Raw genomic sequence first — 14,951 nt, 5'->3', positions numbered from 1 at the left:
TCCTCGGTGGATTGCGACCGGCGAACCCTGGATGGGTTCCCCTCTTGGAGTCGCAGGGCAGCGAGGAGGTGCAGGGTGTCGAGACCGGAGAAGATCTCAAGGCACTGCGAGATGAGTTAAGCGCGATCTGGGGGAGGGGTCAATGCGCCGGTCGCGAGCGAGGTGCTGTAGCGAGAGCGATTGCGGTCTTGTAGTCCTGCGGCATGTTAAGAGCGTCGACCTCATCGAGGCGGACCAGCGATAGTTCCTTGTGTTCGTGACTGTAGGCGGGTTCTTTCGTGCCGGAATACGTTGCCCGGAACGCAAGGACAAACACGTGGCGGTTCGGACGAATCTTGTAAACCCAGGAATGCAGTGGCTCTCCGACTTCGGCATCCCAGCCCAACTCCTCGCGTACCTCGCGGGCCAGGGTAGTTTCTGGAGACTCGTCGACTTCTAGTTTGCCGCCAGGGAGTTCCCACTCATCCCGCTCGTTCTTCAGTAGCGGGATGCGATCACGCCAAAGAATGACGGCCTTCACGGAAATGGGCAACTGATACTCGAAGTAGCCGGGGTTCAGTTCGACCAGGTAGGGAGTCTGCGATGATCCAGTCATATCCATCTTTCCTGATTATAACTCATTACTGAGACGCGGCAATCGCTACAAGCGCGGATGCGTCGTCAGCCTTCTTGAAGTTGCTAGACGTGCCCCTCGGGTTTCGGGCTTCATGTTCACGAAGAAGAGCAAGCGCATCCTGCGTACCGCGCTCCTCGACATAAGAAAAGAGTTGCAGGAACGTCGAGAAAACGCTGTAAGTGTCGACGAGGCGAGCGAAGCCATCTGACATGACGAGAATCTTCTCTCGGGAGTTGAGCGCGAAGGTTGAGACTTTTACCCCGTCGGCTACGCGAGGGTTCCTGGACAATACGAACATGTCGCCCGGCCCGTCGATGTACGTTCGCCGTCGGCTAGCAATGCTCTCCCTGACATCCTTCGACTCAAGACCGTCCTGGAGACTAACGTTCTTCGCCGCGCGTTCCCGTGCGCCGAAACGGGAGTCCTTAAGTAATACATCCCTCTCTGGCAGATAGACGAGCACGTCGCCCACGAGGGCGACCGACAACCGAGCGCGCGATACGGTCACTAACGCGAGGGAGCACGCCGGAGGGAGCGACGAGGTCGGGAACCCTAGCTCGGTAAGCCGATGATCGACAGCGCGTGCTATGGCTCCGATCTCGAGGGCGGGATCCACCTCATCTTTTCGGTTGCGAAGGCTCGCATCCACAAACTCCACTAGCCATCGAGCATCGCTTCGTCGGTCGATTACGTTCGGTGTAACCGGGGTTGCCCCGTCGATGACCCAGCACCGGTTGTCGGACCAACCCACGATGTCCTCGTTGCTTCCGGCGCCGCCCGCGTCCGAGATGGAGTCTGAGACGTTGAGCAATGTTGACCCTTTCATGGCAAAACCCATAATGCGGTCGCAATGAGGCCCGCTCCGACGCCCATAGACAATGTGACGCGTGCCCAAGAAGCATGAGCTAGCAGGCTAGACAGCCCGGCAAACACTATCGCAACTGCGCCGGCGCTCAAGAGGACTAGTCGCGACGCGTCGTCAGGGTCGAGGCGAGTAGAAAGTGTGATGCCGCCTACAAGCAAGGCAATGATCGCGGCGAGCAGGCCCAATAATTGAAGCTGTTCGCGCCTGAAGCTGTTCAGCTCGGCCAACAGACGATTCTGTTTGGAGGCGAATTCGTCGTAGGACCTCCTGATCGCGATCATCGAACGAATGCCCTCGTATCGAGTGATCCGTCTGAGAAAGTCCGCGCCAGAGGAGTCTTCGAGCGAAATGGCCGTCGCGACATCGGCTCTGGCGGATCGATAGTCCCCCTTCAATAGCATGATCCGGGCTCTTGTACTGAAATGGTTCGCATTCTTTCTGCTTGAGAGTGAGATCGCTCTGTTGACGCTCTTGAGCGCACGCTCAAGTTCGGCGGCGGAGGTGCCGGAGTCCATCTCGGCCAACGTTGCGACGAGTTCGGCGTACGAATGGAGTACGCCAGGTTCGTCCGGGAATGCTTTTAGTGCGCGCATTGCAGGCTCTAATGCTTCCTTCAGCGACCGAGCGTCGTCGGCAGTCCACTTAGCCTTCGTGACTCGAAACGTATCGAAGAGGGGCTCGCTCGAGAACTCCGTTTCGTACTTCCGAACAAGCTCTGCGAACTCCGGAAATCGTGCTTCTCGTCGCAATCTGTGAAGAAGGCCATATAGCGCTGCAAAGCGCTCCGCATGTGGGAGGCGAGGCTTTGTCTTCAGCAGCTTCCGATAGTGCTTCTCGGGTTTCGTGAGCGATGCGTCAAATTCACGCATCTTCTCAAGAAACTGCGGTGCGCTTGGATCCGGCAGTGCAGTCAACTCAGATCCCTCAGCTGGAACGCGCTGAAGCTCTCGCTAACGGCGTTGAAGAGGAGTCGGCTAGCTCGTCGCGCGCCCTGAAAATCGCGACGACCGTGAAGCCAGCGATGATTGTTCAAGACGTAGGACTCTCCGGGCACGAGTTCCACAGCCTTCACGAGCTCCCCGAACGCCTGATCTATTTGAGCCAGCACGCTAGGCGGTCCGGATGGGTGCCCGACGTGATCGTCCCGATAGCGACACTGCCATCCGACGTTATCTATCCGACGAAGAAACGGCAACGCCTCGGCACCGTGTACGCCACTGACGAGCCGGACAGACAAAAGGTCTTCTGATGAGACCCCGACCTCAATTAGACGGGCCACCAACTCGGCCGAGTCGAGGAAGAGCGCTTCGCCCCCCGAGTCCGCGGCCTCGTCAAGAATCAGTCCGAGGAAGGCAGGCGGAATCTGTATAAGTGCCCGGTCTGTGTGGAGTTTCAGTCCCGCTCTCGAGAACCCACCGCGCTCGTCGCCGTTCGGTTTTATCTCGGTTATCCCGCTGGCAGATGCGTCAGGATGCAAGAAGACTGTGCCGAGCCCTTCCAGGCCTTCGATCAAGTCGCTCGCCGTTGCACCTCGCGCGAAGACCAGTCCCTCTCTCAAGAGAACGGACCTCAGCTGAATCTGCCAAGACGCTTCCGTGAAGCTCGCGTACTCGCCAGAGAATCGTTCCTCAAGTGTGGCTAGTTCGATCACGGTGTCCATTCGGCGGTATTGAGCAGTCTTCGATGAAGACAGACTTTCATGTTTGGGGAAACGCGGCAACCGCACCAAGTGGCCGTGGAATCGCCGCCGCGGCCGCGACCGGTGGATTGACAACCCTTCCCGACCCTTCACAATCGGTGCTGGGTTTCCACGAGGAAAACCCAGCACGCTTCGCTCGCGCCTCGGTCAGCCTCGACTCGTCGCCGCTACCTCCTCGCCTCCGTCTTCTCCACTCCTTGATGCCCTGCGGTCTTCATGGGGAACCAGCCCGGTTCGCCGGCCGCTGGTGTCAAGGAGAGAAGAGATGGAACAAGGGATCAGAGGGGTGCTTATTTCCTGGGACAGCACGGCTGCAGTGGGAATGGTTCAGCTAGAAGGGTTGGCGGACTTTCAGACAGCGGTGCTCGGGTGGATCGAGGCAGTCGATGTGCCTGCCTTCGGCGTCACGATGTACGTCAACGAGGAGGGACTGGTCCGCAGACTGCCCGTCAACACTCGGGCGACGTTTCTGTGGTGGCACCATGACCCGGTCGCTCGCGGCAAGGCGATCCTCGTCGGGGACGTCGTTGTCGTTGGCGCCCGCGTCGACGACGAGCTCGGCCGGGACCTGGGCCCGGACACCGTCGCGACGCTGGTGGGCCCGGGGGAGTGGCGCATCCGGGCGCGGCTCGAGATGGACCTCACGACCGGGGGCGTTGCTCCGTGGGCTCGATGTCGTGTTCCCCGTCACCGAGGGGGATCCGAGGTGGTTCGTGTTCGATGCCTGTGCGTGGGCAGAGCTCGCGCGGCTCGCTCCTGGTGTCGAGGAGGTCGAATTGATTCGAGCTTCCGATTCCCCAGGTGCAAACGGTGGAGGCGCGTAGCGGTCGCAACGCGACCGCGGGCGGTAGCTGGCGCTTGAGATGAGGTCCTCGCGATCTCTCTGGGGCGCAGCTGCCGTTCTTCTTCAACTCAGGAAGCGTCGGGCGGAAGTGGTCGCGCCTGCTGACGACGCAGGCGGTATTCATCGAGATCTGGGATGTCCGCTTCGGTGGTGCGGAGCATCTGGAGGCGAAGCACAGCGGCGAGGAGGTAGGGATCGTCATCTGACAGCTCGCGATCGAAGTGTTTCAATTCAGTCATGAGCTGCATCGTGCACCGTGGGATCGTTGCATGCGACCAATCATCCACAGGTCGGGTGCCCTCAACCGTAGGACGGGGGACGCGGTGAGGCGAGGGTGGGTGCTACGCGCTCCCATGGTTCAGAAAGCGTCGTACTCGCCCTGATGATTTCTTGTAAGGCTCCACCGTCGACTAGTTCGATTTCGCTCACAAGTGCTAGCCGGCGGGCGGCGTCGGCCGCACGTATCGAATCTCGACTAAAGGCTGGCGCAGTTGTGACGAAAATCCCCTTCATGTGGCCCCCCAATAGGAGCGCACCGAGAAACTCGCGGATCTGGGAGACGGATTCGGCTCGGTTTCTGCTGCGCCGTTTCACTTGAACTGCACGAGGTCGATCGGCGTCGACGATGAGAAGGTCGATCCCACCGTCCCCGGATCTACCGACATGGACTACATCGCAATCGAGATGGTCTCGCAGCACATCCCGAACAAGTCGCTCGAGGACGTGCGGATCGATGTTCCTCAGATCCGCTCGGTCACGGGCGAGTTCTTGACGCAGGACGACCAGGGGGACGTCGACGTCACCTACCTCGAACCTCTTCAGGCGACCTTGTGACATCACCGATTGCCAGTCATAGTCATTCGCGAACGCCGCATTCTCGGGCCGGCCCTCCACGGTGTGAAAAATATCCTGTGCATTCCACCAACCGCACTGGCACCCGCGTACGATCACTCGTCGGTAATCATTTTGGAATGCTTCTCCAATCTCCTCGTCGTAGACGACCCGCATCTCACTAGCGCAGTAGCGACACCTTTGAAGCGGTGTCACGGGAACGTTTCCATCGTCGAAAAGCTTGTAACGTTCATTGCTGTAGGCACCAGTCTCGCGCCAGTCCGAGAAGTGAACGGTGGAAACCGTCTCTTCGCCTGCCAAGCCGAAATAATCAGCCGGAAGAAATGGATTCGACTCGAAATAGTCGTGAGGGTTGCCCATCAATTCAGTTGGGCTCGCTCTATATACCGCGTTTTCTTCTCTCTGCCACAGCGCCACAGCTGACCCATAGTCGTACACAGGTCCTCCAGGCCTTCTCTTTTTCTTAGGAACCTTCGCCCGCGAAGTGGCTACCCCACACTGTCGCCCGTTAATGATGAGTGCTGCTCGCAGGGGGCAGGCATGGTCAGAGTTCTGTCTTGAAGCATGCTCGCAATATGCTCAGACTACTGAACAAATAGTCTGCCCGGATCGATTGTGTCCGAGGACGGAGAGATCCCGATGCAACGCCGCCTCACGACACAGGATGTCACGTGGTTCTTGGATGTGAATGGGCTGGGGAGGCTGGACCTCGAGCCTTCATACCAGCGCAAGAGCGTCTGGACGCGACGAGATCGCCAGTACTTTCTCGACACAATCTTCAACAACTACCCGAGTCCCGCCATCTTCCTTCACAAAGACATTGACGAAGGCGGCAATACGACATATCACGTCGTGGATGGGAAGCAGCGGCTTGAGACGATCCTGATGTTCGTCAGCAACAAGTTGCCAATTCGGGACGACATCGGCGACACACGCCTGGCGAATAAACGCTGGCGCGATCTCAGCGACGAGCCAGAGCTGAAGAGACGACTCTGGGACTACCAGTTTACGGTCGAAATGCTCGACTCAATCGAGCCCGCGGTGGTTAATGAAGTTTTTGGTCGCCTCAATCGGAACTCTCGAAAGCTCTCTTCACAAGAGATCAGGCACTCGCGATTCGATGGGTGGTTCATCACCTTTGCCGAGAACGAGGCCGATAGACCACTTTGGCGATCGCTGAAGGTATCGACGACGGCTCGAGCGAGACGAATGCAAGACGTGCAATTCATCTCAGAGTTGATGGCTGTGCTAATCGAAGGACGGCCAATTGGATTCGACCAGGACTGGCTAGATGAGCTTTACGCGACGTACGACGAACCGGAGCAGCTCGAGCCAGCCTTCGACCCTGATGAGTTCAGTGCTCGCTTCGATGCGCTTGCGTCCTATTTGCAGGTCGCGGAGGAGGAGCATCAGATCGTGTCCCGCCACGCGGTCAACTTTGCACATCTCTATTCGTTGTGGGTTTGGTTGGTTCAGCAAGATTCCCTCCCCGACGTCGAGCACTTCGTCAGCGCATATTCGACGTTCATGCTCGAAGTCGAAATCGCGGCAGGCAATCCCGAACCGAGCAGCCAACAGCAACTCTCCCCGCTGGTTCACCAGTATGCAGATAACGCGAGAGGTGCAACAACGGACATTAGACCGCGCCTCTCTCGACATGAGGCCCTCACGCGTGCGATGCGGGCAGCTCTTTCATCGTGAAAATTCCCACTTCGATCCGCGAAGCATATGAGGATCAAGTTGACCTGCACCGTCTGCTGGAGGAGCGCGTGCAGAACTCCTTGCGCCCGTCGATACCGAAGACCTGGCACTACGAGGGACGGGTGAAGAAGCCTGAGAGCTACGCACTCAAGGTCGAGACCGGACGCGTTGACCCCAGAGATCTGGACGACTTTTTTGCCTGCACAGTTGTAGTCCCGACGTTGGACTCGTGCGACACCGCCGAAGCTCTGATCGCGAGACTGTTCGATGTTGTGGGGCGAAAGCCTGAGACCGCTCTCGTCGCACTTTCCCAGCCGTTCGACTTTCAGTTTGACCACATTCGACTGTATGCGCGCCTGCGGGTGCCCAGCGGTCTCGATCCAGCACCCGTTCACAGACTCAGGTTTGAGGTACAGGTAAAGACATTTCTGCAGCACGCCTGGTCCATAGCAACGCATGATCTCACCTACAAGACAAACGATGTCAGCTGGGGCAAGGAGCGAGTAGCTGCGCAGGTAAAGGCATCCCTCGAGGCAGCAGAGGTCTCTATCGTGGAGGCTGAACGGCTTGCAACGTCGGGCAATAAGCTTCTCGCACGACAGGATTCGGCGACTGCTTCGCTGGTTGGGGTGGTTGGCTCCCTTCAACGACACTTCACTGCCGCTCAGCTTCCCGAAGACACGAAGCGGCTTGCTCTCACTATCAAGACCACTCTCGAGGCGTGCAGTTTGGAGCCGGGCTACCTGGAGAAGCTCCTGAACCTCGGTAAGGCGAAACGCATGGGCAGCCACCCGGCCGATCTCTCGCCCTTCGGTGTCGTGCTCCTCTATCTCGTCGACCTTCAACCAGCGAAACTGAAGGCTGCACTGCGCCGCGCAAAGGGGCCGAAGATTCTGATTTCCAGGGAGGTGGCTTTGCCAGCTTCGTTCCTCAGTTACGACCTACCAAGCGCTCGCCATATCTGAAGGTGTGTCTCGTGCGGCTCCGACGCCAGACAGCATCGAGCAGTGGTGACTGCCCGCGCTGGGGGTTTGCGTCCTCGTAAGCCATCGCCCTCACGCGCAAGGGGCTGTGGCTTGCGCTCTATAGGCCAGGCAAGTTCGTGTAGCTGGTGCTCAGCGGGCCGTAGGACGGGCAGCCTTCAACTATCCCGACTGCGGAGTGAGACTAGTCGATTCATCAATGAGTGGTCTTCACTAAAGGTGTCGATCGTGAGACAATTGAGTAAATGGAGCAATCACTGCGCGCATCTCCGACGTTGTCTGCCGACCCGCTTTCCCGGGTTCGCGCAAGTGTCCGACAAGCATCGCGCGGCGTGGTCGGACCTACTGTCACGGGTGGTCGGTACTCTTCACACATGAGCCTGATTGACCGAGCCGAAGAGCGTCGCAAGTCCGCGTTGGCGGCGATGGACCCTGTGGAACAGGCCGCCCTCGGCCAGTACTTCACACCGCATCAGGCCGCCCGGATTATCGCGGGACTGCCACGCATGCCGCAGAAGACAGCGATTAGGGTTCTCGACCCCGGCGCCGGGAGCGGAATACTAACTGCTGCGTTGATTGATCGGATTCGCACTGAGCGCCCTGAAGCTTCGATCGAGGTGACTGTCGTTGAAGTTGACGCCTCCCTCCACCCGGGCCTCCGGGAGACGCTCAGTGACATGGAAGAGCTCGGCAACGTATCTACGAAACTTGTTGGGGATGACTTCCTGCTGTGGGCGCCCACGGTGAAGGATCCTTTCGATCTCATCATTCAAAACCCTCCGTACGCGAAGTTGTCGACAGGGAGCCCCTCACAGAATTTTCTTCGATCGATCGGTATCGACGTGCCCAACCTCTATGCCGCGTTCCTTGCGCTCGGCATTCGTCTCCTGTCGGATGGTGGTCAGCAAGTGGCGATCACTCCCCGCTCGTGGATGAACGGCACTTACTACTCTCGCTTTCGACGTGAGCTTGTGGAGACCGTGAGTATCGACAGCATTCACACCTTTGAGAGTCGTTCGAAGGTGTTCGGCGATACGGGCGTGCTGCAAGAGGCAATCGTCGTATCGACGACGCGAGGACAGCAAACGGCAACGGTGAAGGTATACACCTCGCACGATCATCGCGACGATGCAACAGTTCGCACAGTGGCGTACGGAGACGTCGTGACCGCTGACTTCATCCACGTGCCCGCTACCGAAGGGGATGCGGAAGCTGTTGCTTGGATGACTCGCCACGCTCAGCACTCGCTTGCCGACCTGGGTATGACGGTGTCGACCGGCCGAGTGGTCGACTTCCGGTCTCGCGAAATGCTGTACTTGGATCGAGTCGAAGGCTCATGGCCGATGGTCAACGCAAGTCACATTCGATTCGGGCAAGCGAATCACCCTGTGGGCACGAAGAAGCCCGAGTGGTTTCACGCTGCTTCTGAAGCAGCCTCCAAGCTGCTTGTGCCACCGGGAGCGTATGTACTCATCAAGCGCTTCTCGGCAAAGGAAGAGCGTCGCCGGGTAGTCGCTGGCCTTTGGCAGTCCGACAGCCCCGCCGCCTTCGACAACAAACTCAACTTCGTCCACCAGAAGGGCGAGAGTCTCGATCCAACGGTCGCGCGGGGTCTGGCCGTCTTCCTCAACTCGTCGCGGCTCGATGCGTACTTCCGAGTCTTCTCGGGCCACACTCAGGTCAATGCCACGGACCTGCGCCAGATGCGCTTTCCGTCACTCGAGCAGCTGAAAGCTCTGGCATCAGCTGAACCCCACGCACAGGAAGCGATCGATTCAGCGGTCGAGACTGTCATGACAGCAGTGGGGCTTGCCGCATGACTCGGCTGAGCGAGGCACGCCAGATTCTGAAGGCATTTGGCTTCGACGCCGCTCGTTCGAACGAGCGCAGCGCACGCACACTTCTTGCGCTCGCTCGACTGACGGAAGCTAGCTCATGGGCCGACGCGGCAAACCCTCGACTCGGCGTCCGTGCGATCCTCGACTGGATACGCGAAGAGCTTGGATTTCCTATTGCCGAGAACACCCGCGAGACCTACCGCCGACAGACCCTTCACCAATTCCGGGATGCTGGCCTGGTCATTCTCAACGAGGACGACCCATCGCGAGCGACGAACTCTTCGCTGAATAACTACAAGTTGACGGACGCGGCAGTCGTCGTGATCCGAAGCTTCGGAACGCAGGCGTTCGACCGGCTTGTCGCTGACTATCTCACTGCTGCTCCTGGTCTCCTGTCGATCTATCGCGCGGAACGGGATCTCATCCGCATACCGATCACGTTGCCGGGCGGTGTCGAGCTGACGCTTGGTGCTGGTGGTCAAAACGTACTGATCAAGCAGATGATCGACGACTTTTGCGCGTACTTCGTTCCCGGCGGAGAAGTGCTTTACATTGGCGACGCCGATAGCAAGCTGATGCACTTCGACCAAGAGAAGCTAGCCGCGCTAGGCATCGTCGTAGACACGCACGGCAAGTTGCCCGACCTAGTTGTGTACCAGCCGGAGACAAATTGGCTGTTCTTGATGGAAGCGGCCTCAAGTCACGGTCCAGTAGATGCCAAGAGACACAGGGAGCTGAACATACTGTTCGCGGGCTCGACCGCGGGCCTCGTGTTCGTATCTTGCTTTCCGGACCGCGCCGTGATGCGCAAGTTCCTCGCCGACCTCGCATGGGAAACCGAGGCCTGGTGCGCTTCTGATCCGACTCACATGATTCACCTAAACGGCGACAAGTTCCTCGGCCCGCATGGGGCGGCTGGCTGATGTCCGAGACGGCTAGGTCCTGGCTCGCCGATCTCACGTCACTTTTTACCCCGACGCCGACGCAGTTCGACGGGGCCAAGAGTCACAAGGATGCAATAGAACGTCGACTCGATACCGTGCTCGGTGTGCACCGCATGTTCGAGATCGGGTCGCTTCGCCACGGCACGGGGATCTGGCTGTACAGCGATGCAGACTTCCTCGTCTCCCTCAAAGGAATTCAGCCGACGTCGCCGCTGACGATGCTCGCGAGAGTCAAGCAGGCACTAGAAGACCGCTTCACCGCGACCAAGATCACTATCCGGCAACCAGCGGTGGTTTGCCATTTCTCCGACGGTGTCGTCGAGGTCGTCCCCGGCTACATCAGCGCTGGTGGGGGATACATGATCGCGAACCCTTCCGGCGGTTGGATGAAGAGCTTCCCCGAAGAACACAACAAGTACGTCAACGAGATCAACGCTAAGCACAATGGAGGTGCTAAGAAGCTTGCGCGTCACCTCAAGATCTGGAAGTACAAGCGAAAAGTTCCGATTTCTTCGTGCTATTTGGAGATGCGTGCCGCGAAGTTCCTGAGTACCCAGGTGGCTTACTCACCGATCATCGATCTTCATTACTCCCTTAGCCATTTGAAAAACGTTGAACTCGCCGCACTGAATGATCCAACCGGCCTCGGATCGAGGTTCGGTTCTTGCTCTTCTGACACGATGAAGAAGGACGCGTTGTCCAAGCTCGACACTGCGGTGACGCGGGCGCGAAGGGCAATGGACTACTCGCTTTCCGACGAGCAAAGCAAAGCTATCGAGCAGTTGAAGCTGCTGTTCAACAAGTGAGGCATCGGTGACGGATCGAGATCGCTATATACCGCCGTCAAGTGAGTCCATCGCAGTCCGTCAAAACAGCGATGAGGCGCTTCGCCTCCTCCTCGCACAGCGGCGCCTGTATACCCGTGCGAAACGATGGCAGGGTGCGCGCTGGATCGGGCTTCTCGTTCTTGGAGTCGCCGCTCCGTTCGTCTCTCTGTTGGTTCCGGGCTCGGCAGTCGCGGTTGGCGCTGTCACCGGTGTCTGGCTCTTCGTTGGACGCACCGTTTTTTCGACCGCTGAGGCGCGAACGATGACGAAGGCGGCGGCCCTTCAGGAGGAACTCGACCTGTTCATCTTCGACATGCCAGAGACGATCGAGCGAGCGTCGCGTCCGTCGATCGAGGAAGTCGAATTGCTCGTCTACGACAGGAAGGGCTTGAGGTCCGCAGCCGAGCGCGAATTGCTCCTCGACTGGTACGACGTTGATAGCGCGCATCCGGGAGCAGAAACAATCGCAATCGCCCAGCGCGCCAATGCCTCTTACACCGACCGCCTGATTCGCACTGCTGTAACAGTTTGGGCAGTCGTCACGGTGGTCTGGCTCGGTGTTCTCATCACTTGGAGCGCTCTCGGCGGGCTCGCTTTCGGGTTGGTGCTCCTCGGAGTCCTTTTTCCTGTGCTGCCGGCCGTGCTCGACGTGGCTGACTATCTTCGGAGTACTTGGCGAGCGGCGCAGGATCGCGCCGACCTTGCGAACACCATCGAGAGTCGTCTCCAGGACCAGGAGCCGATCATTGGGCAAGAACTCATCTCTTGGCAGACCCAGCTATACGACCTACGTCGCACCACACCTCAGGTTCCCGACTGGCTATACAAGCTCACGCGCGGGCGGAATGAACTTGCCATGCACGCCGCCTCTAGTCGGCTTAGAAAGAAGAAATGATGACACTCACGACAGGCCAAGCATTCTCGCAGTTCTTGGAAGACATCACCGCTACGGAGTACCAGAAAACGAACTTCATCCCGAATCGCAAGGGAACGGTCGACAAAGACATGAGCGCAGCCTTCCCCGCTACCTCAGACATGCCCTTTTCGCGGGGAATTCTCATGGGTTCTGCGTCGAAGGGCACGATCATTCGACCGCTTGACGACATTGATGTGCTCGCCGTGTTCTCAAACGAGAAGCAGGTCTGGCAGGACAAGTACTCGCAGGACTCGCACGCTTTCATCTACCGGATTCGCGAAGCATACGCAGGGACCAAGATCCAGCAGGTAGGTACTCGAGGGCAGGCAGTGCGCGTGTTCTATCAGAGTGGCGGCCATGTTGATGTCGCTCCGGTCTTTGACCGTGGCGACAACGTTTACCACCTGCCGGACGGATCTGGCGGCTGGATTCTGACCGCGCCGACCACTGCGAACGCTTGGTATTCCAACCGCAACAAGGAGCTTGGGTACAACCTGAGCGCGGTGGTTAGGCTGCTTAAAGCATGGAATCGGGCACACTCCAGTCGATTTCGCTCATTTCACCTCGAAACCGTGGCCGCGACGGTCTTTAGTCGCCTGGGCAGCAACTATCGCAACGCACTCCAGATGTTCTTCGAGTTTGCGCCCAAGTGGCTCTACGTCAACGATCCCGGCGGACTAAGCGGAGACCTGAGCTCCTACTTGACGCCTACTGCACGACAGGCCTTGGTTGAGGCGCTCAACTCTGCGGCTGATAGAGCAGCCCGAGCCAATGAGGCGGAAGCGCGAGGCGATCACGCCGAAGCGAAGCGCTTGTGGCAGATTATCCTCGGCTCCAGTTTCCCCAGCTAATCAGGTTCGTTTACTCGAGGGGATCGTTCGTCGCGTTCTCCCGTCACGCTCAAATCGGGTCGAGGCGCTCTGGTTGGGCAAGGGTTGCGGTGCGCTCTTCCTCTCTCAATCGGGCGAGACGGTTCCGAGGCACATACCAATCTGGTTGAGAGGGGTGCCACGCGGCGACTCGGAAGAAGGACGATGGTGGGAGTAGGCCCACTCTCCGGGAAGAATATCGACATGGCCGCTCGGCACCACACAGTTCCGCGGTTCTATCTGCGCAACTTTGCTGATATCTCTGGACATCTCGCTCTGGTGAGCCGCGATGTCCCGAGCCGACCTCTCCGGGTTTCGGTAGGGAATGTCGCTGTCGAGACGGGGTTCTATCGAATCGAGCCTGAGGATCTCGCCCGCGAGGAAGACCGAGCCAGGTTCGATCCAGAGGGTGTCGAGGCAGCGTTGAGCGGCCTGGAAGCAGCCATAGCGCCGGCCATTCGGTCACTGGTTGAGAGTGGGTTTGACCCCTCCGACCACGAAGTCTGGTATCGGTTAGTCCAGTTCGCGGCTCTCCAGACCGTCCGCGGGAATCGGTGGCGCAACGACTTTGCAGCGCTGGCCACTCAGTCCGTTCGCGCGAGCCTTCTGGGGGATCTGGACGAGGAAAGAGTGCGGTCGTTCCTTGTCGGACGAGGTCTGCCAAACGGCCCAGGGGATGTTGTTGCGTTCGTGGAGAGGCTTGCGTCCTCGAAGTTTCCCGCTGTGGTCCCTCCTCAGGCCGTCCTCGTACAGGAGAGCCTGAGGATGGCTCTGGGCGACCCCGAAGGTGAGGAAATGGGGCTCGGGCAATTCTTGGCCGGCAAGGAAATCGAACTGATTGTCGCGAACCGCGCTGCAGTGCTGACGAGCGACGAGCCAGTGTGCTGGTGGTCACCAGGTAACAGACCGATCGGCTACGCGACGGCACAGGTAGTTTGGGTGCCTCTCTCGCCACGGTTGATTGTCCAATTTCGCGACCCCGCTTTTGACATTTCGGCGCACGGGGCGCCGATTGAAGATCCAGACAAAACTGTGAGGATGGTGAATCGTCTAGTTGCTTCCCAAGCAGAACGGTGGATCATTCACCACCCAGAGGATGTGCCGCTCGCAGATCTGGACTTGCCCCCACGTGAAGTTTGGGGCGATGAAGTGCTGGCCGTTCGCGATGAAGACGACGTCCGGCGCGAACTCCGTATCCATCGCCGTCGGTATACAAAGTGAGGTGCCCGACGACATCCCTGAAAGGGACGAGTGCTCATCGCGCGGAGGCGTCGCCGAGTTGTCGACGTGCCTTGCGTTCGCTCTTGCGCATCTTGATGTCGCTCTTCCATGTCCGCCAGAACTCAGACCAGGCTTGTGTTCGTGTTGGTCTGCGGATGCCGAGGCCCGGGATGCTCGGGTAAAAGGGCCGATCTCGTGGGCCCATCGGAACTGAATTGGGTTCGTGGTAGCTATAGCTCTTGAAGGGCGTACGTCCTGGACCCCGGAAGTGGACGTAGACCAGGGGCGCGTTTTTGTAGTCGTTCCCGTCTGGGTCGATGTGTTCGATCCAGTCAAATGGCACAAAACCGACCTCAAGGACGTTCTCATCCTGAGTGTCAGCCTCGTCCAATACTCGCCGACCGCTAGCATCGCGCCACGTCGACACCGGGAACGTCATCAGCGCCAATCCGTCATGTCGAACATCTATGAACTCAGTGCGGACCTGGATGTATCCGTGCCGGGTAAAGCGATTGCCGCCGTCATAGTCCTTCTCATAGCGGTCAGCGTTGAGAAGGATCACCTCTTTGTTGAGACCCTGGTCGTGCATCTCAGCAGCGAAACGTCGCGTGACGTCGCGTAGTTCGCCCCACGTATGGATGCGCGTGCGGAAATCCAGTTTTCGACTGAGCCGGTAGACGATGAGAGTGACCGCGGTTCCGACGAGCAGCGACAGCACGCTCACGACCAAACCAGCGACGCCTAGAGCATCAGAGGTAGCCACTTCAACTCCTCCC

Annotated in this window: 17 protein-coding genes; 10 read left to right on the top strand and 7 right to left on the bottom strand. The window is 58.8% G+C overall.

From position 1 onward, the window contains the following. Window positions 1–139 precede the first annotated feature (139 nt). The 4 genes from LH407_RS01330 to LH407_RS01315 are packed head-to-tail and all read right to left on the bottom strand — an operon-like array spanning window position 140 to window position 3,141. Window positions 140–601, bottom strand: a complete 462-nt coding sequence (locus LH407_RS01330; RefSeq protein ID WP_322133088.1) for an NUDIX hydrolase — start codon at window positions 599–601, stop codon at window positions 140–142. 19 nt (window positions 602–620) lie between these two features. Then, complete coding sequence (locus LH407_RS01325; RefSeq protein ID WP_322133089.1) at window positions 621–1,427, bottom strand: protein phosphatase 2C domain-containing protein; 807 nt, start codon at window positions 1,425–1,427, stop codon at window positions 621–623. Window positions 1,428–1,438: 11 nt separating this feature from the next. Next, on the bottom strand, window positions 1,439–2,395 hold the full coding sequence (locus LH407_RS01320) for a hypothetical protein (protein ID WP_322133090.1): 957 nt from the start codon (window positions 2,393–2,395) through the stop codon (window positions 1,439–1,441). Continuing rightward, window positions 2,392–3,141 carry a TauD/TfdA family dioxygenase gene (locus LH407_RS01315; protein WP_322133091.1) on the bottom strand — a complete coding sequence of 250 codons (750 nt, stop codon included), beginning with the start codon at window positions 3,139–3,141 and terminating at the stop codon, window positions 2,392–2,394. Before LH407_RS01315 ends, LH407_RS01320 begins: the two co-directional genes overlap by 4 nt. A gap of 304 nt (window positions 3,142–3,445) precedes the next feature. On the opposite strand from LH407_RS01315, the gene LH407_RS14200 reads away from it, so the two are divergent. After that, window positions 3,446–4,042 (top strand): DUF3846 domain-containing protein, encoded by a 597-nt coding sequence (locus LH407_RS14200; RefSeq protein WP_407650603.1) that lies wholly within the window; start codon window positions 3,446–3,448, stop codon window positions 4,040–4,042. Window positions 4,043–4,092: 50 nt separating this feature from the next. Here the strand turns inward: LH407_RS14200 and LH407_RS01305 are convergent, their stop codons facing one another. Together LH407_RS01305 and LH407_RS14195 are read right to left on the bottom strand one after the other, a co-directional pair. After that, the gene (locus LH407_RS01305) at window positions 4,093–4,263 is read right to left on the bottom strand and encodes a hypothetical protein (RefSeq protein WP_322133093.1); all 171 of its coding nucleotides are present in this window, start codon (window positions 4,261–4,263) and stop codon (window positions 4,093–4,095) included. Between the two features lie 61 nt (window positions 4,264–4,324). Beyond that, window positions 4,325–4,723 carry a restriction endonuclease gene (locus LH407_RS14195; protein ID WP_407650668.1) on the bottom strand — a complete coding sequence of 133 codons (399 nt, stop codon included), beginning with the start codon at window positions 4,721–4,723 and terminating at the stop codon, window positions 4,325–4,327. Here LH407_RS14195 and LH407_RS01300 point away from each other — a divergent pair. From LH407_RS01300 to LH407_RS01260, 9 genes are all read left to right on the top strand, one after another. After that, window positions 4,688–4,858, top strand: coding sequence for a hypothetical protein (locus LH407_RS01300; RefSeq protein ID WP_322135028.1), 171 nt, complete (start codon window positions 4,688–4,690; stop codon window positions 4,856–4,858). The two genes, LH407_RS14195 and LH407_RS01300, sit on opposite strands and share 36 nt — an antisense overlap. 633 nt (window positions 4,859–5,491) lie before the next feature. Continuing rightward, complete coding sequence (locus tag LH407_RS01295) at window positions 5,492–6,577, top strand: DUF262 domain-containing protein (RefSeq protein WP_322133095.1); 1,086 nt, start codon at window positions 5,492–5,494, stop codon at window positions 6,575–6,577. Next, window positions 6,574–7,542 carry a nucleotidyltransferase family protein gene (locus LH407_RS01290; protein ID WP_322135027.1) on the top strand — a complete coding sequence of 323 codons (969 nt, stop codon included), beginning with the start codon at window positions 6,574–6,576 and terminating at the stop codon, window positions 7,540–7,542. The genes LH407_RS01295 and LH407_RS01290 overlap by 4 nt, the downstream gene beginning before the upstream one ends. A 392-nt stretch (window positions 7,543–7,934) precedes the next feature. Next, window positions 7,935–9,380: an Eco57I restriction-modification methylase domain-containing protein gene (locus LH407_RS01285; protein WP_322133097.1), complete on the top strand. Its 1,446-nt coding sequence runs from the start codon at window positions 7,935–7,937 to the stop codon at window positions 9,378–9,380. After that, window positions 9,377–10,321 carry a BsuBI/PstI family type II restriction endonuclease gene (locus LH407_RS01280; protein WP_322133098.1) on the top strand — a complete coding sequence of 315 codons (945 nt, stop codon included), beginning with the start codon at window positions 9,377–9,379 and terminating at the stop codon, window positions 10,319–10,321. The genes LH407_RS01285 and LH407_RS01280 overlap by 4 nt, the downstream gene beginning before the upstream one ends. Continuing rightward, entirely contained in the window at window positions 10,321–11,148 is an 828-nt protein-coding gene (locus tag LH407_RS01275; RefSeq protein ID WP_322133099.1) for an SMODS domain-containing nucleotidyltransferase, read from the top strand. Before LH407_RS01280 ends, LH407_RS01275 begins: the two co-directional genes overlap by 1 nt. 7 nt (window positions 11,149–11,155) lie before the next feature. Beyond that, window positions 11,156–12,064: an S-4TM family putative pore-forming effector gene (locus LH407_RS01270; RefSeq protein ID WP_322133100.1), complete on the top strand. Its 909-nt coding sequence runs from the start codon at window positions 11,156–11,158 to the stop codon at window positions 12,062–12,064. Then, complete coding sequence (locus LH407_RS01265) at window positions 12,061–12,936, top strand: SMODS domain-containing nucleotidyltransferase (protein ID WP_322133101.1); 876 nt, start codon at window positions 12,061–12,063, stop codon at window positions 12,934–12,936. Before LH407_RS01270 ends, LH407_RS01265 begins: the two co-directional genes overlap by 4 nt. Window positions 12,937–13,158: 222 nt before the next feature. Continuing rightward, window positions 13,159–14,175 (top strand): DUF4238 domain-containing protein, encoded by a 1,017-nt coding sequence (locus tag LH407_RS01260; RefSeq protein WP_322133102.1) that lies wholly within the window; start codon window positions 13,159–13,161, stop codon window positions 14,173–14,175. A gap of 34 nt (window positions 14,176–14,209) precedes the next feature. Here the strand turns inward: LH407_RS01260 and LH407_RS01255 are convergent, their stop codons facing one another. Then, window positions 14,210–14,899, bottom strand: a complete 690-nt coding sequence (locus LH407_RS01255) for a hypothetical protein (protein ID WP_322133103.1) — start codon at window positions 14,897–14,899, stop codon at window positions 14,210–14,212. Window positions 14,900–14,951 lie beyond the last annotated feature (52 nt).

Source organism: Antiquaquibacter oligotrophicus (assembly GCF_020535405.1).
GTDB classification, from domain to species: domain Bacteria; phylum Actinomycetota; class Actinomycetes; order Actinomycetales; family Microbacteriaceae; genus Rhodoglobus; species Rhodoglobus oligotrophicus.
The sequence above is the reverse complement of the archived record's forward strand: the minus strand, read 5'-3'. Positions and strand labels throughout refer to the sequence as shown.